Annotated in this window: 26 protein-coding genes and 1 pseudogene; 12 read left to right on the top strand and 15 right to left on the bottom strand. The window is 66.4% G+C overall.

Annotated features, from left to right (window positions below):
- Positions 1–24: 24 nt before the first annotated feature.
- The 5 genes from QZL87_RS13025 to QZL87_RS13005 all read right to left on the bottom strand — a co-directional run bounded on the left by QZL87_RS13025 (position 25) and on the right by QZL87_RS13005 (position 4,034).
- A complete protein-coding gene (locus QZL87_RS13025; protein ID WP_295320052.1) occupies positions 25–345 on the bottom strand; it encodes a multidrug efflux SMR transporter in 321 nt (106 codons plus the stop codon).
- Positions 346–512: 167 nt separating this feature from the next.
- Positions 513–1,112 (bottom strand): ABC-type transport auxiliary lipoprotein family protein, encoded by a 600-nt coding sequence (locus QZL87_RS13020; protein ID WP_295320050.1) that lies wholly within the window; start codon positions 1,110–1,112, stop codon positions 513–515.
- Between the two features lie 8 nt (positions 1,113–1,120).
- Positions 1,121–2,062, bottom strand: coding sequence for an MlaD family protein (locus tag QZL87_RS13015; RefSeq protein ID WP_295320048.1), 942 nt, complete (start codon positions 2,060–2,062; stop codon positions 1,121–1,123).
- Positions 2,062–2,928, bottom strand: a complete 867-nt coding sequence (locus QZL87_RS13010; protein ID WP_295320046.1) for an ABC transporter ATP-binding protein — start codon at positions 2,926–2,928, stop codon at positions 2,062–2,064. Before QZL87_RS13010 ends, QZL87_RS13015 begins: the two co-directional genes overlap by 1 nt.
- Positions 2,928–4,034, bottom strand: a complete 1,107-nt coding sequence (locus QZL87_RS13005; RefSeq protein WP_295320045.1) for an ABC transporter permease — start codon at positions 4,032–4,034, stop codon at positions 2,928–2,930. The genes QZL87_RS13010 and QZL87_RS13005 overlap by 1 nt, the downstream gene beginning before the upstream one ends.
- Positions 4,035–4,136: 102 nt before the next feature.
- Here QZL87_RS13005 and QZL87_RS13000 point away from each other — a divergent pair, with 102 nt between their 5' ends.
- A complete protein-coding gene (locus QZL87_RS13000; RefSeq protein WP_295320044.1) occupies positions 4,137–4,856 on the top strand; it encodes an HAD-IB family hydrolase in 720 nt (239 codons plus the stop codon).
- A 104-nt stretch (positions 4,857–4,960) separates the two neighbouring features.
- On the opposite strand, the gene QZL87_RS12995 is transcribed toward QZL87_RS13000, so the two are convergent.
- The 6 genes from QZL87_RS12995 to lgt all read right to left on the bottom strand — a co-directional run bounded on the left by QZL87_RS12995 (position 4,961) and on the right by lgt (position 10,997).
- Positions 4,961–6,253: a cystathionine gamma-synthase family protein gene (locus tag QZL87_RS12995; protein WP_295320042.1), complete on the bottom strand. Its 1,293-nt coding sequence runs from the start codon at positions 6,251–6,253 to the stop codon at positions 4,961–4,963.
- Between the two features lie 68 nt (positions 6,254–6,321).
- Entirely contained in the window at positions 6,322–7,728 is a 1,407-nt protein-coding gene (locus QZL87_RS12990; protein WP_295320040.1) for a DASS family sodium-coupled anion symporter, read from the bottom strand.
- Between the two features lie 120 nt (positions 7,729–7,848).
- The gene (pgeF, locus tag QZL87_RS12985) at positions 7,849–8,610 is read right to left on the bottom strand and encodes a peptidoglycan editing factor PgeF (RefSeq protein ID WP_295320038.1); all 762 of its coding nucleotides are present in this window, start codon (positions 8,608–8,610) and stop codon (positions 7,849–7,851) included.
- The gene (locus QZL87_RS12980) at positions 8,607–9,125 is read right to left on the bottom strand and encodes a GNAT family N-acetyltransferase (RefSeq protein ID WP_295320036.1); all 519 of its coding nucleotides are present in this window, start codon (positions 9,123–9,125) and stop codon (positions 8,607–8,609) included. The genes pgeF and QZL87_RS12980 overlap by 4 nt, the downstream gene beginning before the upstream one ends.
- Positions 9,122–10,192, bottom strand: coding sequence for an SAM-dependent methyltransferase (locus tag QZL87_RS12975; RefSeq protein ID WP_295320035.1), 1,071 nt, complete (start codon positions 10,190–10,192; stop codon positions 9,122–9,124). Before QZL87_RS12975 ends, QZL87_RS12980 begins: the two co-directional genes overlap by 4 nt.
- The gene (lgt, locus tag QZL87_RS12970) at positions 10,179–10,997 is read right to left on the bottom strand and encodes a prolipoprotein diacylglyceryl transferase (protein ID WP_295326884.1); all 819 of its coding nucleotides are present in this window, start codon (positions 10,995–10,997) and stop codon (positions 10,179–10,181) included. Before lgt ends, QZL87_RS12975 begins: the two co-directional genes overlap by 14 nt.
- A gap of 134 nt (positions 10,998–11,131) precedes the next feature.
- Here lgt and QZL87_RS12965 point away from each other — a divergent pair, with 134 nt between their 5' ends.
- The 4 genes and pseudogenes from QZL87_RS12965 (at position 11,132) to QZL87_RS12950 (ending at position 15,897) form a co-directional block, all read left to right on the top strand.
- On the top strand, positions 11,132–12,844 hold the full coding sequence (locus tag QZL87_RS12965) for a class I adenylate-forming enzyme family protein (protein WP_295320034.1): 1,713 nt from the start codon (positions 11,132–11,134) through the stop codon (positions 12,842–12,844).
- Positions 12,845–12,919: 75 nt separating this feature from the next.
- On the top strand, positions 12,920–13,753 hold the full coding sequence (locus QZL87_RS12960) for a cytochrome b/b6 domain-containing protein (RefSeq protein ID WP_295320033.1): 834 nt from the start codon (positions 12,920–12,922) through the stop codon (positions 13,751–13,753).
- Positions 13,750–14,620, top strand: a pseudogene (locus tag QZL87_RS12955) (molybdopterin-dependent oxidoreductase). The gene QZL87_RS12960 and the pseudogene QZL87_RS12955 overlap by 4 nt, the downstream one beginning before the upstream one ends.
- A gap of 38 nt (positions 14,621–14,658) precedes the next feature.
- Positions 14,659–15,897, top strand: a complete 1,239-nt coding sequence (locus tag QZL87_RS12950) for a cyclopropane-fatty-acyl-phospholipid synthase family protein (protein WP_295326882.1) — start codon at positions 14,659–14,661, stop codon at positions 15,895–15,897.
- Here QZL87_RS12950 and QZL87_RS12945 read toward each other — a convergent pair.
- Positions 15,885–16,259: a DUF1801 domain-containing protein gene (locus QZL87_RS12945; protein WP_362987400.1), complete on the bottom strand. Its 375-nt coding sequence runs from the start codon at positions 16,257–16,259 to the stop codon at positions 15,885–15,887. The genes QZL87_RS12950 and QZL87_RS12945 overlap by 13 nt on opposite strands.
- Positions 16,260–16,438: 179 nt before the next feature.
- Here QZL87_RS12945 and QZL87_RS12940 point away from each other — a divergent pair, with 179 nt between their 5' ends.
- From QZL87_RS12940 to QZL87_RS12920, 5 genes are all read left to right on the top strand, one after another.
- Positions 16,439–17,656 carry an argininosuccinate synthase gene (locus tag QZL87_RS12940; protein WP_295320032.1) on the top strand — a complete coding sequence of 406 codons (1,218 nt, stop codon included), beginning with the start codon at positions 16,439–16,441 and terminating at the stop codon, positions 17,654–17,656.
- Between the two features lie 41 nt (positions 17,657–17,697).
- A complete protein-coding gene (locus QZL87_RS12935) occupies positions 17,698–18,177 on the top strand; it encodes a hypothetical protein (RefSeq protein WP_295320031.1) in 480 nt (159 codons plus the stop codon).
- 65 nt (positions 18,178–18,242) lie between these two features.
- Positions 18,243–19,253 (top strand): beta-eliminating lyase-related protein, encoded by a 1,011-nt coding sequence (locus tag QZL87_RS12930; RefSeq protein WP_295320028.1) that lies wholly within the window; start codon positions 18,243–18,245, stop codon positions 19,251–19,253.
- The gene (locus QZL87_RS12925) at positions 19,250–20,218 is read left to right on the top strand and encodes a DMT family transporter (protein WP_295320026.1); all 969 of its coding nucleotides are present in this window, start codon (positions 19,250–19,252) and stop codon (positions 20,216–20,218) included. Before QZL87_RS12930 ends, QZL87_RS12925 begins: the two co-directional genes overlap by 4 nt.
- A 26-nt stretch (positions 20,219–20,244) precedes the next feature.
- Positions 20,245–21,510 carry an alpha/beta hydrolase gene (locus QZL87_RS12920; RefSeq protein ID WP_295320024.1) on the top strand — a complete coding sequence of 422 codons (1,266 nt, stop codon included), beginning with the start codon at positions 20,245–20,247 and terminating at the stop codon, positions 21,508–21,510.
- Here the strand turns inward: QZL87_RS12920 and murA are convergent.
- Positions 21,497–22,780, bottom strand: a complete 1,284-nt coding sequence (murA, locus tag QZL87_RS12915; RefSeq protein ID WP_295320021.1) for a UDP-N-acetylglucosamine 1-carboxyvinyltransferase — start codon at positions 22,778–22,780, stop codon at positions 21,497–21,499. The two genes, QZL87_RS12920 and murA, sit on opposite strands and share 14 nt — an antisense overlap.
- 214 nt (positions 22,781–22,994) lie before the next feature.
- Here murA and QZL87_RS12910 point away from each other — a divergent pair, with 214 nt between their 5' ends.
- Together QZL87_RS12910 and QZL87_RS12905 are read left to right on the top strand one after the other, a co-directional pair.
- The gene (locus tag QZL87_RS12910; protein WP_295320019.1) at positions 22,995–24,011 is read left to right on the top strand and encodes a DUF3011 domain-containing protein; all 1,017 of its coding nucleotides are present in this window, start codon (positions 22,995–22,997) and stop codon (positions 24,009–24,011) included.
- 282 nt (positions 24,012–24,293) lie between these two features.
- Positions 24,294–25,214 carry a DMT family transporter gene (locus QZL87_RS12905; RefSeq protein ID WP_295320017.1) on the top strand — a complete coding sequence of 307 codons (921 nt, stop codon included), beginning with the start codon at positions 24,294–24,296 and terminating at the stop codon, positions 25,212–25,214.
- On the opposite strand, the gene QZL87_RS12900 is transcribed toward QZL87_RS12905, so the two are convergent.
- Both QZL87_RS12900 and QZL87_RS12895 read right to left on the bottom strand, forming a co-directional pair.
- Positions 25,211–25,813 (bottom strand): 2-hydroxychromene-2-carboxylate isomerase, encoded by a 603-nt coding sequence (locus QZL87_RS12900; RefSeq protein ID WP_295320015.1) that lies wholly within the window; start codon positions 25,811–25,813, stop codon positions 25,211–25,213. The two genes, QZL87_RS12905 and QZL87_RS12900, sit on opposite strands and share 4 nt — an antisense overlap.
- Entirely contained in the window at positions 25,807–26,538 is a 732-nt protein-coding gene (locus QZL87_RS12895) for an SDR family oxidoreductase (protein WP_295320013.1), read from the bottom strand. Before QZL87_RS12895 ends, QZL87_RS12900 begins: the two co-directional genes overlap by 7 nt.
- Positions 26,539–26,610: the final 72 nt, after the last annotated feature.

Raw genomic sequence — 26,610 nt, 5'->3', positions numbered from 1 at the left:
CGGCCCTTGGCTGTGTTTCCCCGCTCAACTCGCTGAAAACAGCTTCGTCCCCACGACCCCGATAACGATCAGCGCCATGAAGCCGACTTGCACCGCGCTGACCTTCTCATTGAAGAAGACCATCCCGCCGACGATCACCCCGACCGCGCCCAGCCCGGTCCAGATCGCATAGGCGGTGCCGGCGGAAATGCCGCGCATCGCGAAGGCCAGCAGCGCCATGTTGAGGAAGCTCAGCGAAACGGGAAGGATCGAGGCCTGCCAGGTGCCGATCGTGGCGGCCCATTTGAGGCTGAGCGCCCAGCAGATTTCGGTGAAAACGGCGATCGTGAGGATGATCCATGCCATGGCATGATCCTTTCAAGTCTGCGGGCTCGAAAGGAATAGCGCAGCCGGAAACCCGAAAGAGGCTGCACGAATCGACAGAAAGGGTGTTGTGGGCGCGCGCCTTAGATCAGCTTGTCCGCGGCGGCAAGCACCTCATGCGCTTGCAAGGAACGCGAGCCGCAGGATTGCTATCCGCCCAGCCATCCCGCGACGTCCACCGCGACCCTGTTCGCGGCGCGGGTCAGCGCTTCGCCGACGGGCTTCGCTTCGACCTTGCCGCCGATCGGCTCGCGCACCTCGAAGCGGCGCTGGGTGACCGTCTTGCCCCCCGCCGCCACCAGCATAGCCTGATAGGCGACGACCGCCTCGTTCGTGCGCGCATCGACGCCGAATTCCATCAGCTGGCCCGCGAGCTGCTCGCCCGGCGCGGTCAGATATTGCCCTTCGTCGAGCACGACGCGCGACGTGCGCGCGGCGACGGTTTCGGACACCAGCCGCTGAAACAGGCGCGAGGGCGCCTCGACCCATTGCGCGTCCTTCACATAGGTCACGCTCGCACCGTCCTGTTGCACTGGGATGCGCGTCGTGCGCAATTTTTGCGGCGCGGTCGGGATCAGGATCGTCAGCGTCGCCGCCTCGGCCGCGGTGCGCGCGGCGCCCGCCTGCGGCGCGGTCTCGGGATCGAGCGTCAGCAGGAAGGGAGGCGTCTTGCCGCCGAGCCCGATGCAGCCCGACAGCGTCGCGGCGGCGGCAGCGGCAATCAGCGGGGCGCGAAGTCTACGCATCATGGGCATCCTCATTCCTTGTAATCGGGCAGTTTGCTGCCGCCGAGAATCGCGCCGGCGCCTTGCTGGTCGAGCTTGTCGGTCAGGCTCGACAGCGAGGCCGAAGTGCGGCGCAGATCGCGGATCAGCGCATTGGCTTCGGGGATCGTCGTTTCGCTGAAGGTCTTGAGGCCGGGCCGCGCATCGGCGATCGCCCCCTCGAGCGTCTTCATCGACTCGTTCGCGGAGGCGAGCGTATCGCGCAGGTTGCGCATCGCCGGGTCGACGTTGCGGTCGATCGTCCCCTGCGTCGCGGCGGCGAGGCTGCCGATCTGCTCGGCCGCCTGACCCGCCTGCTGCACCGCGATCCGCGTGTCGGCGAGCGCGCGTTCGAGCGCCGGGCCGTTGCGCGCGAGCGTCGCGGTCGTCGCTTCGATATTGTTCAATATATTGGCGAAGCTTTCCTGATTTTTGTCGTTCGCGAGTTCGGCGAGGCGCTCGCTGAGCGTCGAGAGGCGCTGGAGCAGCTGCGGTGCGGTGTTGAGCAGTTCGCCGAGCCCGCCGACGCGCGTCGGGATCACCGGCTTGCCCGCCGGCCCCTTGTCGGCGATCGGGGGTGCGCCCTTGACCGCGCCATCGAGCGAGATTTGCGACACACCCGTGAAGCCGACGCCTTCGAGCGCGGCAGTCGTGCCCTGGAGGATCGGGACATTCTCGTTGACCTCGATCCGCACGCGCACGAACTGCGGATCGTCGGGCCACAGCGCGATTTCGCGCACCTGTCCCGACGGGACGCCGGAGAACTGCACTTGCGCACCCTTGTTAAGCCCGTCGACCGACTGTTTGAAGAATATGTCATATTCGCGTTTGGCCCCGCCGCTGTCGTTGGCGAGCCATACGACAAAAAAGGCGAGCGCGGCGGTGAAAAGGAGGACGAAAGCGCCGACGAGCACATTGTTCGACCGTGTTTCCATCAGCTTTTCCTATCCTGCCGCCCGGTTGCGACGTTGCAGCCCGCGGCGGCACGGCCGCGCGGTCCGTTGAAATAATCCTGTATCCACGGATGCTCGGTGGCAAGCAGTTCGGGGATGGTTCCGACCGCGATCACCTTCTTTTCCGCAAGCACCGCGACACGGTCGCAAGTGGCGTAGAGCGTATCGAGATCGTGGGTGATGAGAAAGACCGTGAGACCCATCGTGTCGGCGAGTTCGCGGATCAGCTCGTCGAATTTGGCGGCACCGATCGGGTCGAGCCCCGCGGTCGGCTCGTCGAGGAAAAGCAGCGCGGGGTCGAGCGCGAGCGCGCGCGCGAGGCCTGCGCGCTTGACCATCCCGCCCGACAGCTCGGCCGGATATTTGGGTCCCGCGTCGGGCGGCAGGCCGACCATTTCGACCTTGTAGGCGGCGATCTCGTCGAGCAGTTGCTTGTCGAGCCGCGGATAATATTCGCGCAGCGGGACCTGGATATTCTCGGCGACGCTGAGCGTCGAAAACAGCGCGCCGCCCTGGAACATCACGCCCCAGCGCCGGCGCAGGTCGCGCGATTCCTCTTCGTCCGCGATCGTGTCGAGCGTCTTGCCATAGACCTCGATCTCGCCCGCGGTCGGCGTTTGCAGCCCGATGATCGAGCGCATCAGCACCGACTTGCCGGTACCCGATCCGCCGACGACGCCCAATATCTCGCCCGAGCGCACGTCGAGGTCGAGCCCGTCATGGATCACCGCGTCGCCGAACTGGTTCCTGAGGCCGCGGATACATATGGCGCGTTCGAACTTCTCGGGCCGCACCGCATCGGCGGCCGCCAGCTCCTCGCGGATTTCGTTGTCGGTCTCTTCGGCCATCAATTCCATCCGAGCGAAGAGAAGAAGACCGCGAAGAAGGCGTCGAGGACGATGACGAGGAAAATCGCGGCGACCACCGCCGAGGTTGTCCGCTGCCCGACCTCTTCGGCATTCTGGCGCACCTGCATCCCCTCATAGCATCCGGTGACGCCGATCAGGACGCCGAACACCGGCGCCTTGATCAGCATGATCCAGAAATCGGTCATCGGGATGATCTCTCGCAGCCGCTGGATATAGGTGAGCGGCGGGATGTCGAGCCCGACCCAAGAGAAGAGGCCGCCGCCCGCGATCGCGCACAGGCTGGCGTAAAAGCCGAGCAGCGGCATGGTGATCGTCGATGCGGCGACGCGCGGCAGCACGATCGCCTCCATGGGGGAGACCCCGATGGTGCGCATCGCATCGACCTCTTCGGTCAGCTTCATCGTGCCGATCTGCGCGGCAAAGGCCGACCCCGAGCGGCCCGCGACCATGATCGCGGTCATCAGCAGGCCGAGTTCGCGGATCGAGGCGCGGCCGACGAGGTTGATCGTGAACACCTCGAGCCCGAATTGCTCGAGCTGCACCGCGCCCTGCTGCGCGATGACGATGCCGATGAGGAAGCTCATCAGGCCGATGATGGGGAGCGCATCGACGCCGACGGTCTGGAAGCGCGTGACGATGGCGTTCCAGCGCAGGCGGCGGCGGGCGCGAATCTGGTTGAAGATGGCTACGATCATCGCGCCGAAAAAGCCGACGATGCCGAGCAGCTCGTTCCAGATCGCGACGCTCGCGTCGCCGACCTGTTCGAGCATGCGCATCCACGCCGGGCGGCGGTCGCGGTGGACGCGATATTCGCTCTTGTCGCTGGCGAGCGCGTCGAGCAGCCGTTCCGCCTCGGCGCTCGCGCCGATCACCTTCGATCCATGTTCCTTGGCGGTGCGCGTCACGATCCACGCGCCGACCGTGTCGATCCGGTCGATCGCCGACAGGTCGATCGTCGCGATCGGGCCGAGCGCGTCGAGCCGCGCGGGCACGTCGCCGAGGCGGGCGAGCGTCAGCCGGCCGGTGAAGCGGACTTCGGCGCCGCCGGCACCGTCGCTATGTTCGAAATCCGCCCTAGCCACCATCGTGCGGGCGACATTGTCTTATTTGCCCGATGACGGCAAGCGAATCCATGGTCCAGCTTGTCGGGTCTTGGCGGCGGTCAGCCCCCCAACTAAGGAAGAGGGATGGACGACCCGCCCGCCATTTCCGTTCCCGATTATGCGCATCGCGTCGCCATGTACGACATGGACCGGACGATAACGCGTTCAGGCACTTACAGCGGTTTCCTCATCCATGTTGCGCGCCGTCGCCAGCAATGGCGGCTCCTGCTCCTGCCGCTCGTCGGGCTGGCGGGGGCGGCCTATGGGCTGCGGCTGATCGACCGTTCGCGGCTGAAGGCGATCAACCTTCGGCTGCTGGTGGGAAAGCGTTTCCGCCGCGCCGAGATCGCGCCGCTCGCCGAAAGCTATGCCGACAAGGTGGTCGCACGGGGCTTGCATCCGGCGGCGCTCGAGCAGATCGCCGCCGATCGCGAGGCCGGATACCGGCTGCTGCTCGCGACCGCGTCTTTCCATCTTTATGTCGATGCGATCGCGCGGCGGCTGGGGATCGACGACGTGCTCGCGACGCGGCTCGACGAGCCCGATGGCGCGGACCATATCCATGCGCGCCTCGCCGGCGACAATTGCTATGGCGACGCGAAATTCGCGCGCATCTCGGACTGGCTGGCGGCGAACGACATCACGCGCGAGGCGACGCATGTCCGCGCCTATTCGGACCATGTCTCCGACCACCCGATGCTGCGCTTCGCCGACGAGGCGGTGGCGACGACGCCGTCGCGGGGGCTCAAGAAGCTGGCACCGACGATGGGGTGGCAGGTGGTGGATTGGCGGGGGAAGAATTAGAAGTCGTCATTGCGAGCGGAGCGAAGCAATCTCCAGCCATCGTTCCGCCTTGCCGATAGCTGGAGATTGCTTCGTCGCTTCGCTCCTCGCAATGACGAACGGGATCAAACCGCGTCCAGCGCCTGCGCGAAGTCGGCGATCAGGTCGTCCGCGTCCTCGATCCCGATCGACACGCGTACCAGATTGTCGGTGATGCCGAGCGCCTTCTTGCGCTCGTCGGGGACCGACAGGTGGGTCATCGCCGCGGGATGGCTCGCGAGCGTCTCGGTGCCGCCGAGGCTGACCGCGAGCTTCGCGATCTTGAGTGCGTCGAGGAAGCGGAAACTCTCCTCCTCGCCGCCCTTGATGAAGAGCGAGAAGGTCGATCCGGCGCCGGTGCAGTGGCGGTCGTAGATGTCCTTCTGCCGCGCGTCCTGAATAAAGCCGAGATAGCCGAGGCCTTCGACCTTGGGATGGTCGCGGAGGAACGTACAAACCTTCAGCGCATTTTCGCCCGCGCGGCTCATACGCAGTTCGAGCGTTTCGAGGCTGCGAAGCAGCATCCAGGCGGTGTTGGGATCGCAGATCGTACCGATCGTGTTGCGCATCGGGCGGATCGCATTGATCAGCGCCTGATCGCCCGACACGCCGCCCGCGACGAGGTCCGAATGGCCGCCGGCATATTTGGTGAGGCTGTAGACGACGAGTTCGGCGCCTTGTTTGAGCGGCTTCTGCCACAGCGGGCCGAGGAAGGTGTTGTCGATCGCGATCGCGGGTTTCTGATCGCCGGTGAAGGCGGCGTCGCGCGCGGCGCGGACCGCTTCGACATCGACGAGCGCGTTGGTCGGATTCGCCGGGCTTTCGAGATAGACGAGCGCGACCTTGCCGCCTTTTTTGTCCGCCAGCGCCTTCGCGCGGGCAAGGATCGCGTCGATTTCCTCGCGCGTCGCGCCCGCCGGGAAATCGACGAAGCCGATGCCGAAGCGCGACAGGACGCGCGCGATCAGCGTCTCGGTCGCGGCATAGAGCGGGCCCGAATGGACGATCACGTCATTCTGGCCGACGAGCGCGAGGAGCAGCGTGGCGATCGCCGACATGCCGCTTGAAAAGACGAGGCTGTCGTCGGCGCCGTCCCAGACCGCGAGGCGATCCTCGAGAATTTCCTGGTTGGGGCCGTTGAAGCGCGAATAGACGAGGCCGTCGGCGGGGCCTTCGCGCTTGCCGGTGATATGTTCGAAGAAACGCTTGCCCGCCGCCGCGCTTTCGAAAGCGAAGGTCGAGGTCAGGAAGATCGGTGGCTTCAGCGAACCTTCGGACAGCACCGGATCATAGCCGAGCCCCATCATCAGCGTGGCGGGGTTCAACTCCTTGTCGCCGATCTTCTTGCTGTTCGTCCTGGGTTTGCCGCGCATGACCATTGGGTGCTCCTTGAGTATCGCGGCCCTTATAGCGCCCCATGTTTCATTTGAAACTATATTGCGCGGCGTCAGGCGAAGGCGGCGATGGTCCAGATGATCCCGATCAGCAGCGGCGCGCCGATGATGTCGAGCGCGAGCCCCGCCTTCAGGATGCGCGGCAGCGCGATATGGCCCGTCGCCCATGCGAGCGCGTTGGGGCCGGTGCCCGACGGCAGCATGAAGCCCCAGCTCGCCGCCATCGCGACGGGAAGCGCGAGCAGCACCGGATCGACCCCGGTCGCCGCGATCAGCGCCGCGAGCACGGGCATGATCCCGCTCGCGGTCGCGACATTGCTCGCGAATTCGGTGATCAGGATGGTGAGCGCGACGATCGTCGCGGCGAGCAGGATCGTCGGCACGCTGCCGAGCGGCGCGAGCACCGCGCCGAGCCACGCGGCAAGCCCGCTCGCGGTGATCGCGGCGGCGAGCGCGAGCCCGCCGCCGAACATCATGATGACGCCCCACGGCGCGCGGTCCGCCTCTTTCCAGAGCAGCAGCGGGCGGCCGGTACCGTCGGGCAGGATGAAGAGCAGCAGGCTGCCCGCCACCGCGATCGTGCCGTCGGTGAGCGCGCCTTTGGGCAGCATCGGCTCGAGCCACGGCTGCGCGATCCATGCGACGAGGACGAGGAGGAAGATCGGGACGACGCGGCGCTCGGCGGCCGACCAGATCGCCTGATTGCCGAGCGCCGCCGCGGCTGCGGTTCCGTCGAAGGGATGGTCGGCAAGTCGCTGAACACGCGCGAGAATCGCCATCGCGATCGGGATCGACAGCAGCACGATCGGCACTCCGTAGATCGCCCAGTCGAGGAAGGAGATATGCAAGTCGAGCGCCTTTTCGATCAGCCCCGCCGCGATCGCGTTGGTCGGGCTGCCGACGAGGGTGCCGAGTCCGCCGAGCGAGGCGGCGAAGGCGATTCCCATCATCACCGCGCCCGCGAAGCCATCGGTCTCGCCCTCTTGCACGCCGCCGGCTCGAACGACGGCGAGCGCGATCGGGATCATGATCAGCGTCGTCGAGGTGTTCGAGATGAACATGCTGAGCAGCGCGGTCGCCGTCATGAAGGCGAAGAGTAGACCCGATGCGGTGGGGGAGGCGCGTTTGAGCAGTGCGAGCGCGAGGCGGCGGTGCAGCCCGACGCGCTCGATCGCGAGCGCGAGGAAGGCGCCGCCGAGGATCAGGAACAGGATCGGCGAATAATATTCCTTGGCGATGGCGTTGGCGTCCATCACGCCGAAAGCGGGCACGGTGAGGAAGGGGAGGAGCGCGGTGACGGTGAGCGGCAGCGCCTCGGTCATCCACCAGATCGCCATCAACACGGTCAGCGCCGCGACGCGCCACGCGGTGAGTTCCATGCCCGCGGGCGCGGGGAGCAGAAGCATGATGCAGAAGACGACGAGCCCGCCGATCAATCCCAGCCAGCGCGTCCTTGTCATCGCTCCCCCACTTCTCTTCTTCTCCGTCATCCCGGCGTAGGCCGGGATCTCGCCGGTGCGTCGTAACCCGAGGTCGAGATCCCGGCCTACGCCGGGATGACGATCCTTGACTGTCGGTCGTCAGGCGAGACCGATCACCGACAGCTGACGACCATAGGTATTCTCCCCTTTATGGCACGCGCGGCGATAGCTGAAATAGTCTTGGCGGTCGGCATAGGTGTCCTGCCCGCCGATGGCAATTCGCGTGACGCCCGCCGCGGCGAGCCGCGCGGCGACATAGGCGGCGATGTCGAACATCGCGTGGCCGGGCTTGCCCGCGGCGAAGAAGCGTTCGTTCGCGGGATCGTCGCCGACGAAGCGCTGCACGAAACCATCGTCGACCTCGTAGGAGGCGCGGCCGATGCACGGGCCGATCGCGGCGGCGATGTTGGCGCGGCTCGCGCCGAGGCTCTCCATCGCGTCCAGCGTCGCGTCGGTGATCCCCGCGAGCGCGCCTTTCCAGCCCGCATGCGCCGCGCCGGCGACCCCGGCCTCGCGGTCGGCGAACAGCACCGGGACGCAGTCGGCGGTCAATATGCCGAGCAGGATGCCGGGCGCGCGCGTCGCGAGCGCATCGGCCTCGGGCCGCGCGGCGAGGTCGGTGCTTGCATCGACGATGACGCAGCGATGGCCGTGGACCTGATACAGGCCGGCGAGCGTCGCGCCCGGCAAAACCGCCTCGGTGACGCGCCGCCGGTTCTCGGCGATCAGCGCGGGATCGTCGCCCGACCCGAGCCCGCAGTTGAGCGACGCGAGATCGCCTGCCGACACGCCGCCGTGGCGCCCGAAGAAGCCGTGCGCGGTGCCGTCCAGCGTCGGCGCGGTGACGAAGGGCGCGCTCACAGGTCGAGCCTGAAGAAGCGGTCCTCGTCGATATGGTTGCCGACGCGGAAGGCGTTGCGGCCCACGTCGTAAAAGCCATAGCGGCGGTAGAAGGCCTGCGCGCGGTCATTCTCGGTGAAGACGGTGAGGTAGAGGATCGACCCCCGCTCGCGCGCCCAGGCGATGCCCCAGTCCATCAGCGCCGCCGCGACGCCGGTGCCTTTGGCGGCTTCGGCCACATAGAGCTGGTGCAATTCGACCGCGCCACCGGTCGGCTGGTCGGCGGGCAGATCGAAATCGAGCGGACCCATCTTGATATAGCCGAGGATCGCGCCCGCGCCGTCGCGGACGAGCGCGATGTCATGCTCGTCGCTCGCGATCTGCGCGCGGACGCGGTCGGGCGGGTTCCAGCCGGCCAGGAAGGTCGCAAGATCGGCCGGGTCATAGATATGGCCGAAGGTGTGCGTGAACGATCCGTTGGCGAAGGCGGCGATCGCCTCCGCATCGGCCGGTGTTGCCAGTTGCACGGCGGTCATGCGGCGTCTCCTTCAAAGCCTGCGGGCGTGGGCCAGTGCGGTGCGGTGAAGGCCATCGCCTTGAACAGATCGCCCATCGCTTTCGGCTCGACGAGGCGGTCGCGCTGGCCTTGCAATTCGTCGGCGCGGTCGGGGGCGGTGGCGGCCAGCGATTGCAGCCGGGCGTCGATGCCGAGCCGTCGCAGCCACGCGCCCTGGGTCGCGAGCGCGCTCGCGGCCACGCCCGCCCGCCGTGCGACATCGGCGAGCGCGGCGAAATCGACATGCGCGGTCAGGTCGGCCTCGCCCGGATCGGCGAAGGGGTCGGCAAAGCGGTGCGCTTTGACCGCCTGCAGCGTGTCGCCCGCGGCGGGACCCGCATAACCATAGTCGATCGCCAGCATCGCGCCGCCCTGCCGCGCGAGGCGAAAGGCGCATCGCTGCATGATCGCGGCCGATGCCGGGGCGGTTTCGACGATCGTGCCCTCGGGCGTGCCACGGAGCGAAGCGGGCACGGATGTCTCGGCCGGAACCTCGCCCGCGACGGCCCCCAAGGCGCCCTCGCGGCGTTCGACCATGCGCTCGCGCCAGCCGCCCGCCGTGCGGACATATTGATGGACCGGCAGCGCGTCGAAAAACTCGTTCGCGACGATGATCAGCGGCAGGTCGTCGGGCAGCGCGTCGACCTCGTCATGATGTTCGGCGCCGGGCAGGCGCGCGCGCTGGGCTTGGCGCAGCGCCGGGCTCGTCTCGACGAGGTGGACCCCCTGCGGCGCGCAGCCGAAGCGCGCCATGACGCGCAGCGCATCGGCGGCGAGCGTGCCGCGGCCGGGGCCGAGTTCGATATAGCGAAACGCCGGGCTGCCCGCGCGCGACCATAAATCGGCGATCCAGACCCCGATCATCTCGCCGAACATCTGGCTGATCTCGGGCGCGGTGGTGAAGTCGCCGGCGGCGCCGAGCGGATCGCGCGTCGCATAATAATGCGCGTTCGCCGCCGCCATATAGTCGGCGACCGTCGCCGGCCGCGACGCCGCGATTTGGCTTATCAGTTTGTCCGGCGCCGGAGGTGCGTCACGCAACGGCATCGGGTCCGGCGATCGGCTCGACCCGCTGGCGGCGCCCCTTTGCGGTCGCCACGAGCCAGAAACCGGCGAGCAGCATCGGGATGGTCAGCGTCTGCCCCATCGTCAGTCCCCACGGCAAGGTGCCGAGCTGGACGTCGGGTTCGCGCACGAACTCGACCGCGAAACGGCTGAGGCCATAGATGATCGCCGCCATGCCGAAGAGGAAACCCGGCTTGTAGCGCGCGTCGGTGCGCCAGAAGAAGAAGGCGAGGATCGCCATCATCACGACGCCTTCGAGGCCGGCTTCGTAAAGCTGGCTCGGGTGGCGCGGGTCCAGCGTGCCGCTGCCCGGAAAGATGATCGCCCATGGCACGGTCGTCGCGCGGCCCCATAGCTCGCCGTTGACGAAATTGGCGAGGCGGCCGAAGAAAAGGCCGAAGGGGACGACGCAGGCGATATAGTCGCAAAAGCGCAGGAAGCTCAGCTTCTCCTTCCGCGTCACATACCAGATCGCGACCAGCACGCCGATCACCCCGCCGTGCAGCGACATGCCGCCGTCCCACAATTTGAAGATGTCGAGCGGCTTCTGGAGATAGTTGCCGAGATTGTAGAAGAGCACATAGCCGAGCCGCCCGCCAAGGATGATCCCGAGCATGGCATAGAAGATCATGTCGTCGGCGTGACGCCGCGCCATCGGCGCGCCGGGCTGCGCGATCAGCTTGAGCAGATACCAGTAACCGATGAAAATCCCGGCGAGATAGGCGAGCGCATACCAGCGGATGGGAAGGCCGAAGACGCTGAACGCGATCTCGCTGTTGGGCCCCATCAAATCCTGAAAGTTAAGATATTGCGTTGCTTCGGCTAAGGTTGCAAAAAGAAACATATCGTCGCGCTGTCCTTCCCCAGGAGAGGCCTCCCCATAAGGGGTAAGGCGAGCGAGACCAAGAGGAGAGATACACGATGCCATCTGCGCTCGATTTGCGCCTGGAAGCCGCCTATAATCTGATCACCGGTCCGGGCGGACCGATCCAGGTCGGGATCGTCGAACGCTTCGGCCGCGAGCTTCCCTTCATCACCAACGCGCCGACCAATATCGCCGACTATGTCGCCTTTTTCGCGGCGCAGCATGGCGATGCGGCCTTCCTGGTCGAAGGCGGCGAGCGGCTGTCGTTCAAACAGGTCCACGCCGCGGCGCGGCAGGTCGCGGCGGGGCTGGTCGAAGGGTTCGGCGTTCAGCGCGGCGACCGCGTGGGCCTCGCGATGCGCAACGCCAATGCGTGGTGCGTTACCTATCTCGGCATCTTGATGGCGGGCGGCTGCGCGACCTTGCTCAACGGCTGGTGGCAGGGCGGCGAACTCGCGGCCGGGATCGAGGACAGCGAAGCGAAGCTGGTCATCGCCGACGTTCAGCGCGCGGCAAGGCTCGCGGAGCCCGGCGTGCAGCACGGCGCGAAGGTCGTGACGCTCGACATCGCGCAGCCGATCGAGCAGGCGATCGCGCCGATCACCGGCGCGGGCGGCAGTGCCGAGACGGTGCTGCCCGCCCTGACCGGACAGGATCTCGCGACCATCCTCTTCACCTCCGGCTCGACCGGCCAGTCGAAGGGCGCCTATTCGCGCCACGAAGCGGTGTGCCAGGCGATCTTCAACTATGTCACGCAGACCGCGAGTATCGTCCATCTGCTGACCGAGGACGGGCAGATGTCGGACATCCAGCCCGCAACCCTGATCTGCACCCCGCTGTTCCACGTCACCGCGGAAATCCCGGTGTTCCTGCAAAGCTTCGCGCTCGGCCGCAAACTTGTGCTGATGCCGAAATGGAACGCCGAAGAGGCGATGCGGCTGATCCAGGACGAACAGGTCAATTATTTCGTCGGCGTCCCGCTGATGAGCTATGAAATCCTCGTCCACCCGAACCGCAAGAATTACGACCTGTCGACGTGCAAGAGCTACGCCGGCGGCGGCGCGCCGCGCCCGCCCGAGCATGTGAAGCGCCTCGCGACCGAGATGGGCGAGGGCAAGCCCCTGCTCGGCTATGGCCTTACCGAAACCAACGCGGTCGGCTGCGGCATCATCAACGAAAATTACCTCGCCAAGCCGCTGTCGACCGGGCCGGCGTCGAAGCCGCTCGTCGATCTCGCGATCCTCGACGACAACGGCAACGAAGTGGCGCAGGGCGGCGTCGGCGAAGTGTGTATCCGCTCGGTGTGCAATTTCGAGGGCTATTGGAACAATCCCGAAGCGACCAGGGCGGCCTTCTTCGACAATGGCTATTTCCGTTCGGGCGACCTCGGCTATCTCGACGAGGACGGCTATCTGTTCATCGTCGACCGCAAGAAGGACATCATCATCCGCGGCGGCGAGAATATCAGCTGCCAGGAGGTCGAGGCCGCGATCTACGAGCATCCCGACGCGAACGAATGCGCCGTGTTCGGGCTTCCCGACGAGCGGCTCGGCGAGTGCGTCGGCGCGGTGGTCTGGATGAAGCCCGGCAGCGGCGCGACCGCCGACGATCTGGCCGCCTTCCTCGGCGCGCGCCTCGCGCCCTATAAGGTGCCGTGCAAGATCTGGATGTCGAACGACGCGCTGCCCAAGCTCGGCAGCGAAAAGATCGACAAGGTCAGCTTGCGCACTCGTTATCGCGAAGAATATGCCGCACAGGTCGTCGCGTAACCAGACGGTGCCGGGCACCGAACCCTCTAAGCCCCTCCCCTGAAGAGGAGGGGCTTGAAGGGTGTGCCGGAAACGATGACCGATCTTGCTCCCGCGACGCCGCCAGCGCGTGTCTATCGCCACCGGCTGCCGGTGCGCATCTGGCATTGGGTGAATGCCGCCGCCTTGCTCGTCCTCCTGATGAGCGGGCTGATGATCTTCAATGCACACCCGCGCCTCTATTGGGGCGAATATGGCGCCAATTTCGATCGCGCCTGGCTGGCGATCGGGTCGACCGCCGATACGGGCTATCTGCGGGTCGGTAACTGGAAGGTCGACACGACGGGCGTGCTCGGCCGATGGACCGACGCGCAAGGGGCGACGAAGACCCGGGCGTTTCCGGGCTGGGCGACGATCCCGACGCGTTACAGCCTCGCCGACGGGCGGCGCTGGCACCTGCTGTTCGCATGGCTGTTGTCGGTGGGGCTGGCGCTCTACATGCTCTGGACGCTCTTCGGCGGGCATTTGCGCAAGGATCTGCACGTCCGCCGCGCCGAATGGTCGCCGCGCCACATCTGGCGCGACGTGAAGGATCATGCGCGGCTGCGCTTTCCGAAGGGCGAGGCCGCGGCGCGCTACGGCATATTGCAAAAGCTCAGCTATATCGGCGTCATCTTCGTCGCGTTGCCGCTGATGATCGCGACGGGCCTCACCATGTCGCCCGGGATGAACGCGGCCTGGCCGTGGCTCACCGACATTTTCGGCGGGCGCCAGTCGGCGCGCTCGATCCATTTCATCACCGCCTGGGCGCTGGTCGCCTTCTTTTTCGTCCACATCGCGATGGTGCTGCTCGCCGGGCCGGCCAACGAGCTGCGGTCGATGATCACCGGCTGGTTTCGCCTGCCGCCGGAGAAGGGCGCGCGCGCGTGAGTAGCCTCATCCTTCCGCGCCGCGAACTGATCGCACGCGCCGGCGGGCTCGTCGCCGCGGCGGGGGCGCTGCCGCTGCTTTCGGGCTGCGACGCGATCAACGAGGCGCCCGTAGTGCGCACAATCCTGTCGATGGGCGAGGAAATGAACCGCGCGAGCCAGCGCGCGCTGATCGACCGCGACGCGCTCGCGCGCGAATTCACCCGCGCCGACCTGTCGCCTTATTTCCGGCCGAACGGCACGCGCCTGCCCGCGGGCTCCGATTATGCCGCGCACGCCGCGAGCGGTTTCGTCGACTGGCGCGTCAAGGTCTCTGGCCTCGTCGCGCGGCCGCTGTCGCTGTCGCTGGCCGACATCCGCGCGATGCCGCAGCGCACGCAGATCACGCGCCACGACTGCGTCGAGGGCTGGAGCGCGATCGGCGGGTGGACCGGCGTGCAGCTTCGCCGGATCCTCGCAGCGGCCGGTGTCAAGGACAGCGCGCGCTATATCGTCTTCCGCTGCGCCGACCGGCTCGGCGACGCGCTCTATTATGAAAGCTGCGACATGGTCGATGCTTTGCATCCGCAGACGATCCTAGCCTGGGCGCTGGGCGATGCGGTGCTGCCCATCGCCAACGGCGCGCCGCTGCGCCTGGCTGACTTGAACCCGTATTTCGCTGGCGCTGCTGGTGTTCGGCGTGTACGGCAAGGTGCTGCCCAACCAGAACGGCGCGCCGCTGCGCCTGCGCATCGAGCGCCAGCTCGGCTACAAGCACGCCAAATATGTGAACGCGATCGAGGCGGTCGCGAGCCTCGACCATATCGGCGCGGGCAAGGGCGGCTATTGGGAGGACCGCGTCGATTATGAATGGTATGCGGGAATTTGATCGCAACCTTTTTCCGAGATAGATATTTGGTCGATAGAATGTCGATCCTGCGTCCATTTCTCTCCCGCGTCATCCATCAGGGGCGGCTCACGATCGTGGCGCCCGATGGCGCGCGCGAGGAATTCGGCCAGCCCGCGCCGGGTTTCCCAGAGGTTACCGTCCGCTTCACCAGCCGCAAGGGTATGCGCCGCATCATCCTCGACCCGCGTCTCGGCGCCGCCGAGGCGTTCATGGATGGCGAGATGGAGCTGGTCGAGGGCGACATCATGGAGCTTGTCGGCCTCATCCGCATGAACACGCCGTGGGATCGCGGCGCGACGCTCAAGGATAGGACATGGGCCGGCGAGCAGGTCGACTGGCTGAAAACGCGGATCGGATCGATCAACCGCCGGCGCCGGTCGCGCGCCAACGTCAAGCATCATTACGACATCGGCAACGCCCTCTACCGTCTCTTCCTCGACGAAGACATGCAATATAGCTGCGCTTACTGGCCGCGGCCCGGCATGACGCTGGAGGAAGCGCAGGCCGCGAAAAAGGCGCATATCGCGGCGAAGCTCGCGCTCGCGCCGGGACAGCGGGTGCTCGACATCGGTTGCGGCTGGGGCGGGATGGCGATCACGCTCGCGAAGCTCGAAAAGGTCGAAGTGCTCGGCATCACCCTGTCCGAGGAGCAGCTCGCGCTCGCGCGCGAGCGCGCCGCGGCGGCGGGAGTCGCCGACCGGGTGAAATTCGAGCTGATCGACTATCGCGACCTTGCCGCGCGCGACGCGGGGCGCTTCGACCGCATCGTTTCGGTGGGCATGTTCGAGCATGTCGGCGCGCCCAATTTCGAGACTTTCTTTCGCGCCGCCGCGAACCTGATGACCGCCGACGGCGTGATGCTGCTCCATACGATCGGCCGCTTCGGACGGCCAGGGTCGACCGACGCCTTCACCCGCAAATATATCTTCCCCGGCGGCTATATCCCGGCGCTCAGCGAGACGCTGGCGGCGAGCGAGAAGAGCCGGCTGATCGTGACGGATGTCGAGACGCTGCGGCTGCATTATGCGCTGACCCTGCGTCAATGGTATGCGCGGACGCTCGCGCATGAAGCGGAGATCGTCGCCATGATGGGCGATCGCTTCTTTCGCATGTGGTGCTTCTACCTCGCCGGCGCGACAGCGGCGTTCGAGAGCGGCGGGATGGGCAATTACCAGATCCAGTTCGCGCGCAGCCGCCACGCGCTGCCGCTGACGCGCGACTATATGGGTGATGCGGAGGGACGTTACGTCGGGTAACGCTCGTTCATCACGTCCCAGCTCAACCTGACGAGCTGTTCGAGTATATCCATATCCACGTCGGCAAGCTTGTTGATGTAAAGACAGGATTTGCCGTTCCTGTATTTGCCGAGCTTTTCGAGCAGCGCGTCGGCCTCGGGCTGGCGGTCGCAATAATGGCCCATCAGATAGAGTGTCATCGCGGCCTTGCGGGGCGAGAATCCGGCGCGGCACATGGTGCCCGACCGGCCGCTGTTATAACTATACTCATAGCTGCCATAGCCGATGATCGAGGGGCCCCACATCCTGGGCTCGAGGCCGGTGACCCGGCGGTGCATGGCGTCGACCACCGAGGCCTCGTCGCGGCGTCGCGCGTCGGGCACCGCGGCGATGAAGTCGGCGACCGGGAGGCCGGTTGCCTTGGTCTTGATTTCGGCTTTGGCTATGGCTTTTCTCCCGGCCGCCGACGATAGCCTGCGGGCGAACGCGCGCCAAGCCGGTTGCGCCTCGGGCGGCTCCCTGCTAGCCGCGCCCGCGTCTTTCCCTCGCCAAAGGTACAGCCATGTCCGAGTCCATCAAGCGCGTCGTCCTCGCCTATTCGGGCGGCCTCGATACCAGCGTCATTCTGAAGTGGCTGCAGGTCACCTATGGCTGCGAGGTGGTGACCTTCACCGCCGACCTCGGGCAGGGCGAGGAACTCGAGCCTGCGCGCGCCAAGGCCGAGCTGATGGGGATCAAGCCGGAGCACATCTATATCGACGATCTGCGCGAGGAGTTCGTGCGCGACTTCGTCTTCCCGATGATGCGCGCCAATGCCCGCTACGAGGGCGATTATCTGCTCGGCACCTCGATCGCGCGCCCGCTGATTTCGAAGCGGCTGGTCGAGATCGCGAAGGAAACGGGCGCCGACGCGGTCGCGCATGGCGCGACGGGCAAGGGCAATGACCAGGTGCGTTTCGAACTCTCGGCCTATGCGCTCAACCCCGACATCAAGGTGATCGCGCCGTGGCGCGAGTGGGAACTGACCAGCCGCACCGCGCTGATCGACTTCGCCGAGAAGAACCAGATTCCCGTGCCGAAGGACAAGCGCGGCGAAAGCCCGTTCAGCACCGACGCAAACCTCCTCCACACCTCGTCCGAGGGCAAGGTGCTCGAGGATCCGTGGGAAGAAACCCCCGACTATGTCTATTCGCGCACGGTCAATCCCGAAGACGCGCCCGACACGCCCGAATATATCACGATCGATTTCGAGCGCGGCGATGGTGTCGCGCTCAACGGTAATGCGATGTCGCCCGCGACCTTGCTCGCGGCCTTGAATGATCTCGGCCGCAAGCATGGCATCGGCCGCCTCGACCTTGTCGAGAACCGCTTTGTCGGCATGAAGTCGCGCGGCATGTACGAGACGCCGGGCGGCGAAATCTATGCGCGAGCTCATAGGGGAATCGAAAGCATCACGCTCGACCGCGGCGCGGCGCATCTCAAGGACGAGCTGATGCCGAAATATGCCGAGCTCATCTACAACGGCTTCTGGTTCGCGCCCGAGCGCGAGATGCTGCAGGCCGCGATCGACCACAGCCAGACGAACGTCACCGGCACCGTCCGCCTCAAGCTCTACAAGGGCAATGCCAGCGTCGTCGGCCGCAAGTCGCCGTTCAGCCTCTACAGCGAACGCCATGTGACCTTCGAGGACGATGCCGGCGCCTATGACCAGAAGGACGCGGCGGGCTTCATCAAGCTCAACGCCTTGCGCTTGAAATTGCTCGCGAAACAGGGTCAATAGAGCGGCCGGGCACGGGCCCGGCTTCGGCAGGAGCTTGGTCCATGTTCTCCCTTCTGCTGGCTGCCGCCAGCCTGACGCCCGCGTTCAACGATGCCTCCTACGCCGAGCTCGGCTATGCGAACCGCACCGTGGGCGAATGCACCGCGCGTTTCGGCGGCGGATCGATCGAGATTCGTCAGGCCTTCAACGAGGCCGACCGCACGATGATCAATGTCGCGGTGGTGACGGGCAAGCCGACGCGCGCGCTTCCCGTCGGCACGAAATTGTGGGTGAAGTCGAGCTATGGCCCCGCATGGCGCGCGCTGGTGATCGAATCGGCGCCGGATCGGCTGAGCTTCGCAGCGCATAACCGCTTCGTCGGCGACCTGTTCGTGGAGGATTCGCTGACCATCGCACTCCATGAGCGGATCGATGCGGGCTCGGTCGGCGATGCCGTGCTCGTCGACGTGGGGTCGGACGTTTCGGGCTTCCGCGAAAAGCTCGCTTCGGCCTTCGACTGCGCGGATTCGCTCGGCATTTGACGCCAACGAACCGCCGCGAAAATGAGGGGTTAGCAAGCGGCGCGCACCTGCGCTAAGGCGCGTCGATGACCGCGACCCGCTTCTTCTCCGACAATGCCGCAACCGTCCATCCGGCGGTGATGGAGGCGATGGCCGCGGCCAACCGGGTCGATACGGCCTATGACGGCGATGCGCTCAGCCAGTCGCTCGACGCGGCCTTTTCCGACCTGTTCGAGACGACATGCGAGGTCGTGTGGATTCCTACCGGGACCGCCGCGAACAGCATCATCCTCGCGCATTTCGTGCGGCCGTGGCAGGGCATTCTCTGCTATGAAGAGGCGCATATCGAGGTCGACGAATGCGGCGCGCCGAGCTTCTATTCGGGCGGCGCGAAGCTGATGCCGCTGCCGGGGCGCGGCGCGAAGATCGACGCTGCGGCGCTGAAGGCGCGGATCGCGGGAATCCGGCAGGATGTACATCAGGTCCAGCCGGCGGCGGTCAGCATCACCAACGCGACCGAATATGGCCTCGCGTGGCGCGCCGGCGAGATCGGCGAGATCAGCGAGATCGCGAAGGGCAAGGGGCTGAAGCTGCACATGGACGGCGCGCGCTTCGCCAACGCCGTCGCATTCCTCGGCTGCGCTCCCGCCGACGTGACGTGGCGCGCCGGGGTCGATGCGCTGTCGTTCGGCTTCACGAAAAATGGCGCGATGATGGCCGAGGCGATCGTCTTTTTCGGCGGCAGCGGCGGCGCCGGGGTGCGCGAACTCAAGAAGCGCGGCGGGCATCTGCTCAGCAAGGGGCGCTTCGTCGCGGCGCAAATCCGCGCGATGCTGAAGGACGATCTGTGGCTCGCCAACGCGCGCGCCGCCAATGCCGGCGCGGCGAAGCTCGCGGCGGCGTGCGGCGATCGGCTGATGTATCCGGTCGAGGCGAATGAATTGTTCGTCCGCCTGACCGCCGCGGAAGCCGCGAAGTTGCGCGCGGCCGGGTTCGATTTCTACGACTGGGGCGAGGGCGCGGCGCGCCTCGTCGTCAGCTGGGATCAGGACGCGGAAGCGGTCGCGCCGCTGGCCGCCGCGATCGGCGCGCTGTGAGCGGCGCGGCGCCGACGCTGCTCAGCCCGCGCGTCCTGCTGCCCTTCGCGCTGGTCACGCTGATATGGGGATCGACCTGGATCGTCATTAAGGGGCAGCTCGGCGTCGTTCCGCCGAGCTGGTCGGTGACCTATCGCTTCGCGGTCGCGGCGATCGCGATGTTCCTGTTCGCCGCGATGCGGCGCGAGCGGATATGGATCGGGCCGCGCGCGATGGCCTTTGCGGCGGTGCTCGGCATCGCGCAGTTCGCGCTCAACTTCAACTTCGTCTATCGCGCCGAGCAGCATATCACCTCGGGGCTGGTCGCGGTGCTGTTCGCGCTGCTGATCGTGCCCAATACTTTGCTGGGGCGGGCCTTTCTGAAGACACCGCTCGAGGGGCGCTTTCTCGCCGGGGCGGGCATCGCGATCATCGGCGTGGGGCTGATGATCCTCCACGAATATCGCGCGGCGGCGGTGGGCGCGCACGAAGTGCTGCTCGGCACCGCGTTGACGCTCGCGGGGGTGATGAGCGCATCGACCGCCAATGTCATGCAGGGGACGAAGATCGCGCGCGCGCAGTCGATGGTGGTGATGATCGCCTGGGCGATGGCGTTCGGCGCGCTCGCCGACGGTAGCTATGCGTGGATCACCACCGGCCCGCCGGCGATCGAGCCGACCGCCGTCTATCTGGGCGGCGTGCTCTACCTCGGCATCATCGCGAGCGCGGTGACCTTTCCGCTCTATTTCAATGTCATCCGCGCGGTCGGGCCGGGGCAGGCGGCCTGGTCGAGCGTGCTGATCCCGATCATCGCCATGGGCTTTTCGACCGCGTTCGAGGGCTATCGCTGGGCGATGCTGTCGGTTGCGGGCGGCGTCGTCGCGCTGACCGGACTGGTGATCGCGGTCGCGAAACGGCCCGAGCGGCCATCGGTCAGCGGGAATACGGTTTCGATGCCGGTGCGGTGCGAGGAAGAGTTGCCATAGCTGTATTGTCTATATAATACGGTAACATGAAGATATTCGCCAGCACGCTTTTGCTCCTCGCCGCGCTTCCGGGCGCACCCGCCCTCGCGCAGACCGCCTGTCAGCCCGGCACCTATGCCGCTCCCGACGGCGATTTCGTCGTGCTGGTCGTATCGCCTGCGGTTGCGGCGCCCGCGCTGCGCTATCAGTTCCGCGACGGGCGGCGCGGCGCGACGTCGGAAGCGGGGGCGCCGCTGGCCTGCGGCGGCGCTCAGGTAACGGTGAAGGGGGAGGCGTGGAGTCCGATCGCCTTCCGCGAAACGCCCGCGCGCTTCGACAGCGCGGGCACGCAGATGAACGGCATGCTGATCGAGCCCCCAGGCAATGATGCGAAGCGCCCGCTCGTCGTGATGGTGCATGGATCCGAACGCACGTCGCCGATCGGCGGCCTCTATGGCTATGCGATGGCGGCGCAGGGGATTTCGGTCTTCGTCTACGACAAGCGCGGCACCGGCGGATCGGAGGGCGAATATACGCAGAATTTCGAACTGCTCGCCGCCGATGCCGCGAAGGCGCTCGACACGGCGCGCGGGCTCGCGGCGGGCCGCCATGGCCGCGTCGGCTTTTTCGGCGGCAGCCAGGGCGGCTGGGTCGCCCCGCTCGCCGCGACGCGGACCAAGGCCGATTTCGTCGCGGTCGGCTTCGGCCTCGTCGCCTCGCCGATCGAGGAGGATCGCGAGCAGATGGTGTCCGAAGTGCGCGCGGCGGGACTGGGCAAGGATGCCGAGGCGCTGGTCACGCGCCTGTCGGCGGCGACTGCGGGGTTGCTGCTGTCCGATTTCCACACCGGCTATGACGCGCTCGACGCGGTGCGGCGCGACATGGCGGACAAGCCGTGGGCGGCGAAGATCGAGGGCGAATATAGCGGCGCGATCGCGCGCATGCCGAACGACGAACTCCGGCGGATCGGTCGCGCGCGTTTCGACAATCTCGAACTGATCTGGGATTATGACGCGGTCGCGGCGCTGCGGAAGCTCGACACGCCCTTGCTCTGGGTGCTGGCGGGCGAGGATCGCGAGGCGCCGATCGAAACGACGCGCGCCGCCTTGCGCGGCCTCCAGGCCGCGGGCAAGCCGATCGATACCTATCTGTTCCCCGGCACCGACCACGGCATGTGGGAATATGTCGATAAAGCCGACGGGACGCGCGATTATACCCGCCTCACCGACGGCTATCTCAAGCTGCTCGGCGACTGGATCAAGGGCGATGTGCGCGGGGCCTATGGCCGCGCGGAGAAGCTTACCCCGCGCTGATCCGTTCGATGTCGGCGCCGACGGCCTGGAGCTTTTCCTCGAGCCGTTCGTAACCGCGGTCGAGGTGATAGACGCGGTTGACCTCGGTCTGCCCCTCGGCGGCGAGCCCGGCGATGATCAGGCTCATCGAAGCGCGCAGGTCGGTCGCCATCACCGGCGCGCCGACCAGATGCTCGACGCCGCGGACGACCGCGGTACGGCCCTTGACCTGGATGTCGCAGCCCATGCGCGCCAGCTCGGGGACGTGCATGTAGCGGTTTTCGAAGATCGTCTCGGTGAACAGCGACGCGCCCTTGCCGAGCGTCGCCATCGCCATGAACTGCGCCTGCATGTCGGTCGCGAAGCCGGGATAGGGCGCGGTCGACAGCGTGACGGGTTCGGCGCGGCCCGACATGGCGACGCGAATGCCCGCCTTGGTCTCCTCGATCGTCGCGCCGGCTTCGCGCAGCGCGGCGAGCGTCGCGTCCATTTCGTCGGCCTTGGCGCCCACGAGTTCGACATCGCCCTGGGTGATGACCGCGGCGCAGGCGTAGCTGCCCGCCTCGATGCGGTCGGCCATGACGCGATAGGTCGCACCGTGCAGGCGTTGAGCGCCCTCGATCGTCAGCGTTTCGGTGCCGATGCCGTCGATATGCGCCCCCATCGCGACGAGGCAGTTGCACAGGTCGACGATCTCGGGTTCGCGCGCCGCGTTTTCGAGCACGCAGGTGCCGTTCGCGAGCACCGCCGCCATGACGGCGTTTTCGGTCGCGCCGACCGACACGACGGGGAAGGTGAACTTGCCGCCCTTGAGGCGTCCGCCCGGCGCGACGGCCTTCACATAGCCCGACGCCAGCTCGATCTCGGCGCCGAAGGCTTCGAGCGCCTTCAGGTGGAGGTCGATCGGGCGGTTGCCGATCGCGCAGCCGCCGGGCAGCGAGACGGTCGCCTCGCCCGCGCGCGCGAGCAGCGGGCCGAGGACGAGGATCGACGCGCGCATCTTGCGCACGATGTCATAGGGCGCGACGGCCGAGGTCAGCGTCGTCGTGCGCGCGGTCATCACGCGGCCGAAATCCTCGGGCCGCGATCCCTCGATCGTCGTCGAGCAGCCGAGCTGGTTCAAGAGGTGGCCGAACCCGTCGACGTCGGCGAGGCGCGGCAGGTTGCGCAAGGTCAGCGGCTCGTCGGTGAGCAGCGCGCACGGCAACAGGGTGAGCGCCGCATTCTTGGCACCGGATATGGGGATACGGCCCTTGAGTCGCTGGCCGCCGCGAATGACGATTTGATCCATCGGCTGTCTTTAGCGCATGCGCGATGCCACGCAAGCAGGCTGGTCGTGCCGGCGACCATGGTCGCCGGAGGGCGCCGCGATCATGGTTAAGGTTCGGCTGAACCGCGCGGCTTTGATCGTGGCTTTCCCAATGAGAATATGAGACTGTTCCTATCGGTATCGGGGCCAGCAAGCGGAACATTCACGTAAACGACTTTTCACAGGGGAGAAGGTCATGCGGAATCATGTCGTCACGATCGCAACCACCGCCGCGTTGATCGCCAGCCAGCTTGCCGTTCCCGCGATGCCGCAGGCCACGACCTTGCCCTATCCGCCGCCGGGCGGGCCGCAGATCCAGCCGCCGCGTCCCGGGTATGGCGACGGCTATGCCGGAACGATCCGCTGCGAATCGCGAAACAACAAGATCAAGCGTTGCAATGTCCGCACGAACAATCGCGTCGAATTGACGCGCGTCATCGGGGGACGCTGTTCGAAAGGGCGCGACTGGGGTTTCACCGCGACACAGATCTGGGTGTCGGGCGGATGCCGCGCCGAGTTTCGCTATGGTTACGCCAATAATGGCGGCAACCCGGTGCCGCTGCCGCAGCCGGTCGACGATTATGCGGGGACGATCCGCTGCGAGTCGCGCAGCAATCGCTATCAGCAGTGCAATGTCGCGACCAACGACCGCGTCGAACTGGTGCGCCGGCTCGGCGGCCGTTGCAACGCCGGGCGGCAATGGGGCTATACGTCGAGCTATGTCTGGGTGAACGACGGATGCCGCGCCGACTTCGGCTATGGCTATCGCAACGTCCGGCCGCCCGAAAAGGACAAGGACAAGGGGCCGAGTACCGGCCTCATCATCGGCGGCATCGTCGTCGCGGGCGGGCTGCTCGCCTTGCTCGCGAGCCAGAGCAAGAAGAAGAAGGCCGAAGCCGGCGAGCCGGTCCAGGACGACGCGGCAACGCCGACCTATCCCGCGGGGCCGCCGGCGACGCTGAGCGCCGATCTGTCGGCCTTGCCGAGCGCCGCGCGGCCATCAGTGCAGAATTGCATGAACGACGCGGCGCGCCAGATCGGAGTGACCGGCGGCACGCGGCTGTCCTACGACCGGCTGGTCCACCTCGAGAAGGGCAACGGCGGCTGGCGCATCCGCGCGGCGATGACCGCGGCCTATCCCGACGGCGCGCGTTCGATCGAGATGTATTGCCGCGCGACGCCGACGCAGATCATCCAGCTCGACTTCAGTTAAGGGGAGTCTTTCGTCTGGCGACGCGTGGGCCGCGATGCGTCGGTTTACGTCGGTTTTGGGGTGGGTAGCGGACACACCCAATATTCGTCATTCCCGCGAAAGCGGGAACCCAGTCTGGGGTCAGCCTACGCATGCTCTGGGTCCCCGCTTTCGCGGGGATGACGAAGTAAAAGGTGGGCGACGGCAGCTTCCGGCCGAAACCCGCCGCTTATGTCCTCCTTCCGATTGCATCTTTCGGCCAAGCCGTGAATGAGAGAGTCGGCGCGGTGCAAGCGGGACGGAATGATGAAAGACGGTGGCCCGTTCGCGGCGCTTTGGAAACGGGCTTATCCGCTGCTCACGGTGACGGCGCTGTTCTGGGCGGGCAATTCGATCGTCGGGCGTGCGGCGCGCGATCTCGTGCCGCCCGCGGCCCTGTCCTTCTGGCGCTGGACGTTCGCGCTTCTTCTTCTGCTGCCGCTCGCCTGGCCGCATCTGAAACGCGACTGGCCGGTGCTGCGCGCGAACTGGCAGATCGTCGCGTTGCTCGGCGCGCTCGCGATCGGGTCGTTCAACATCCTGCTCTATACGGGCCTGCAAAGCACCACCGCGCTCAATTCGATGCTGATCCAGTCGGCCCAGCCCACGCTTGTGCTGATCGCCGGAGCGCTGGTGATGGGCGATCGCACCAGCCTACGGCAGATTGCGGGGGTGCTGATCTCGCTCGCCGGCGTGCTCGCGATCATCGGGCGCGGCGATCCTGCGATGCTATGGGGCCTCCGGCTCAATATCGGGGATGCGATCATCAGTGTGGCGGTCCTGCTCTGGGCGCTTTATTCGGTGCTGCTCCGCCGCCGCCCCGCGGTGCATCCGCTAAGCTTTCTCGCGGCGTCGATCGTCGTCGGCATCGCGGTGATCGCGCCCTTCTACGCTCACGAACTCTGGTCGGGGCGGCTGATCGTCCCGGTAATGGGGAGCGCGCTCGCGATCGCTTATGTCTCGATCTTTCCGTCCTTCCTCGCCTATCTCTTCTTCAATCGCGGGGTGGAACTGATCGGCTCGGCGGCGACCGGGCAATATATGAATGTGATGCCGCTGATGGGCGCGGGGCTCGCGATGCTGTTCCTCGGTGAGGCGCTGCACCTGTTTCATGTTGCCGGGCTGGCGCTGATCGTCGCGGGCATCTTCGTTGCGGGTCGTCCGCCGGCTGCGGCGCAAGCCTAGGCAAGCGCCTCCTCGACCTGTGCCAGGCGGTCCTTGCCGAAGAACATCTCGCTGCCGACGAAGAAGGTCGGGATGCCGAACACGCCGCGCGCGACCGCGGCTTCGGTGTTTTGGACCAGCTTCGCCTTGATCTCGGGTTCCTGCGTGCGCGCGAGCAGCGCGGGGCCGTCGAAACCGTTCGCCGAGAGGAAGGGTGCGATCACCTCGGGATCGTCCATCTTGAGGCCATCCTCCCACATCGCGCGGTTCACCGCGTCGACATAATCGTCGAGATTGCCCTCATCCTCGGCGACGATCGCGCCGCGCATGATGAGCAGCGTGTTGACCGGAAAATGCGGGTTGATACGGAACTTGACGAGGCCGTGCTTCGCGATGAAGCGGCGCATTTCGAGATTCTCATAAGCGAGCTTCGCCGGCGCATCGGCATATTGGATCATCGGCGCCTTGTTGCCCGTCGCCTTGAAGATCCCGCCCAAAAGACACGGCGTGATGACGAGATCGGCGCCCGTGCGATCGAGCAGATCGGGGAGCGCCTTCATCGAGAGATAGGCGTTGGGACTACCGAAATCGAAGATGAGTTCGAGCGTTTTGGTCACCATTTTTCTCCCCACGGGCGAAGGTCGAGTTCGTGCGTCCACGCGCTCCTGGGCTGTTTGTGGAGCATCACATAATTGGCGGCGATGGCATCGGGATTGAGGATCAGGTCCCGCGCCTTCGCATTGTCGAAATCGGGGTGGCGGCCCTTGATGAATTCGGTGTCGATCGCGCCGTCGATGATCGTGTGCGCGACATGGATGCCCCGCGGCCCGAGCTCGCGCGCCATCGACTGCGCCAGCATGCGCAAGCTCGCTTTGGCGCCGGAGAAGGCCGAAAAGCCCGATCCGCCGCGCAAGGAGGCCGTGGCGCCGGTGAAGATGATCGTGCCGCGGCCGCGCGGTGCCATGCGTTTCGCCGCCTCGCGGCCCATCAGGAAGCCGCCGAGGCACGCCATTTCCCAGACCTTGGTATAGACGCGCACCGTCGTCTCGGCGATCGGGAAGTGGACGTTGGCGCCGATGTTGAACACCGCGACCTCGACCGGACCGACTTCGGCCTCGACCCGGTCGAACAGCGCGATCATCGCTTCTTCCTCGCGCGCGTCGGCGGGGAAGGCGCGCGCCTGATGCCCGTCGTCGCGGATCGACTGCGCGAGGGCTTCCAGCTGCTCGGCGTTGCGTTCGCGGCGGTTGACGCAGGCGGTGAGGCCCTCGGCGGCAAAGGCGCGGGCGATCGCGCCGCCGGTGGCGTCGCCGGCTCCGATGATGACGGCTGCGGGGTTGGGCATCGGCGATTCTCCTCTTGCGCCACATCGTAACTATGATAATCATAGTGACAAGAGGGAAATTCATTCGTCATT

The sequence above is a fragment of the uncultured Sphingopyxis sp. genome (genome assembly GCF_900078365.1).
Taxonomy (GTDB): domain Bacteria; phylum Pseudomonadota; class Alphaproteobacteria; order Sphingomonadales; family Sphingomonadaceae; genus Sphingopyxis.
Note: the sequence above shows the minus strand (reverse complement) of the source record. Positions and strands in the feature narration are given on the sequence as shown.

What these genes read in the sequence shown, in the direction of transcription:
- QZL87_RS12935 (WP_295320031.1), top strand. Translation starts at nt 17,698, where the DNA reads ATGTTCTCCCTTCTGCTGGCTGCCGCCAGCCTGACGCCCGCGTTCAAC.
- murA (WP_295320021.1), bottom strand. Translation starts at nt 22,780, where the DNA reads ATGGATCAAATCGTCATTCGCGGCGGCCAGCGACTCAAGGGCCGTATC.
- QZL87_RS12975 (WP_295320035.1), bottom strand. Translation starts at nt 10,192, where the DNA reads ATGCCGTTGCGTGACGCACCTCCGGCGCCGGACAAACTGATAAGCCAA.
- QZL87_RS12905 (WP_295320017.1), top strand. Translation starts at nt 24,294, where the DNA reads ATGATGAAAGACGGTGGCCCGTTCGCGGCGCTTTGGAAACGGGCTTAT.
- lgt (WP_295326884.1), bottom strand. Translation starts at nt 10,997, where the DNA reads ATGGGGCCCAACAGCGAGATCGCGTTCAGCGTCTTCGGCCTTCCCATC.
- QZL87_RS12930 (WP_295320028.1), top strand. Translation starts at nt 18,243, where the DNA reads ATGACCGCGACCCGCTTCTTCTCCGACAATGCCGCAACCGTCCATCCG.
- QZL87_RS12990 (WP_295320040.1), bottom strand. Translation starts at nt 7,728, where the DNA reads ATGACAAGGACGCGCTGGCTGGGATTGATCGGCGGGCTCGTCGTCTTC.
- QZL87_RS12950 (WP_295326882.1), top strand. Translation starts at nt 14,659, where the DNA reads ATGTCGATCCTGCGTCCATTTCTCTCCCGCGTCATCCATCAGGGGCGG.
- QZL87_RS12995 (WP_295320042.1), bottom strand. Translation starts at nt 6,253, where the DNA reads ATGGTCATGCGCGGCAAACCCAGGACGAACAGCAAGAAGATCGGCGAC.
- QZL87_RS12940 (WP_295320032.1), top strand. Translation starts at nt 16,439, where the DNA reads ATGTCCGAGTCCATCAAGCGCGTCGTCCTCGCCTATTCGGGCGGCCTC.
- QZL87_RS13020 (WP_295320050.1), bottom strand. Translation starts at nt 1,112, where the DNA reads ATGATGCGTAGACTTCGCGCCCCGCTGATTGCCGCTGCCGCCGCCGCG.
- QZL87_RS13015 (WP_295320048.1), bottom strand. Translation starts at nt 2,062, where the DNA reads ATGGAAACACGGTCGAACAATGTGCTCGTCGGCGCTTTCGTCCTCCTT.
- QZL87_RS12900 (WP_295320015.1), bottom strand. Translation starts at nt 25,813, where the DNA reads ATGGTGACCAAAACGCTCGAACTCATCTTCGATTTCGGTAGTCCCAAC.
- QZL87_RS12910 (WP_295320019.1), top strand. Translation starts at nt 22,995, where the DNA reads ATGCGGAATCATGTCGTCACGATCGCAACCACCGCCGCGTTGATCGCC.
- QZL87_RS12980 (WP_295320036.1), bottom strand. Translation starts at nt 9,125, where the DNA reads ATGACCGCCGTGCAACTGGCAACACCGGCCGATGCGGAGGCGATCGCC.
- QZL87_RS13000 (WP_295320044.1), top strand. Translation starts at nt 4,137, where the DNA reads ATGGACGACCCGCCCGCCATTTCCGTTCCCGATTATGCGCATCGCGTC.
- QZL87_RS13010 (WP_295320046.1), bottom strand. Translation starts at nt 2,928, where the DNA reads ATGGCCGAAGAGACCGACAACGAAATCCGCGAGGAGCTGGCGGCCGCC.
- QZL87_RS13005 (WP_295320045.1), bottom strand. Translation starts at nt 4,034, where the DNA reads ATGGTGGCTAGGGCGGATTTCGAACATAGCGACGGTGCCGGCGGCGCC.
- QZL87_RS12920 (WP_295320024.1), top strand. Translation starts at nt 20,245, where the DNA reads ATGAAGATATTCGCCAGCACGCTTTTGCTCCTCGCCGCGCTTCCGGGC.
- QZL87_RS13025 (WP_295320052.1), bottom strand. Translation starts at nt 345, where the DNA reads ATGGCATGGATCATCCTCACGATCGCCGTTTTCACCGAAATCTGCTGG.
- QZL87_RS12965 (WP_295320034.1), top strand. Translation starts at nt 11,132, where the DNA reads ATGCCATCTGCGCTCGATTTGCGCCTGGAAGCCGCCTATAATCTGATC.
- QZL87_RS12960 (WP_295320033.1), top strand. Translation starts at nt 12,920, where the DNA reads ATGACCGATCTTGCTCCCGCGACGCCGCCAGCGCGTGTCTATCGCCAC.
- QZL87_RS12895 (WP_295320013.1), bottom strand. Translation starts at nt 26,538, where the DNA reads ATGCCCAACCCCGCAGCCGTCATCATCGGAGCCGGCGACGCCACCGGC.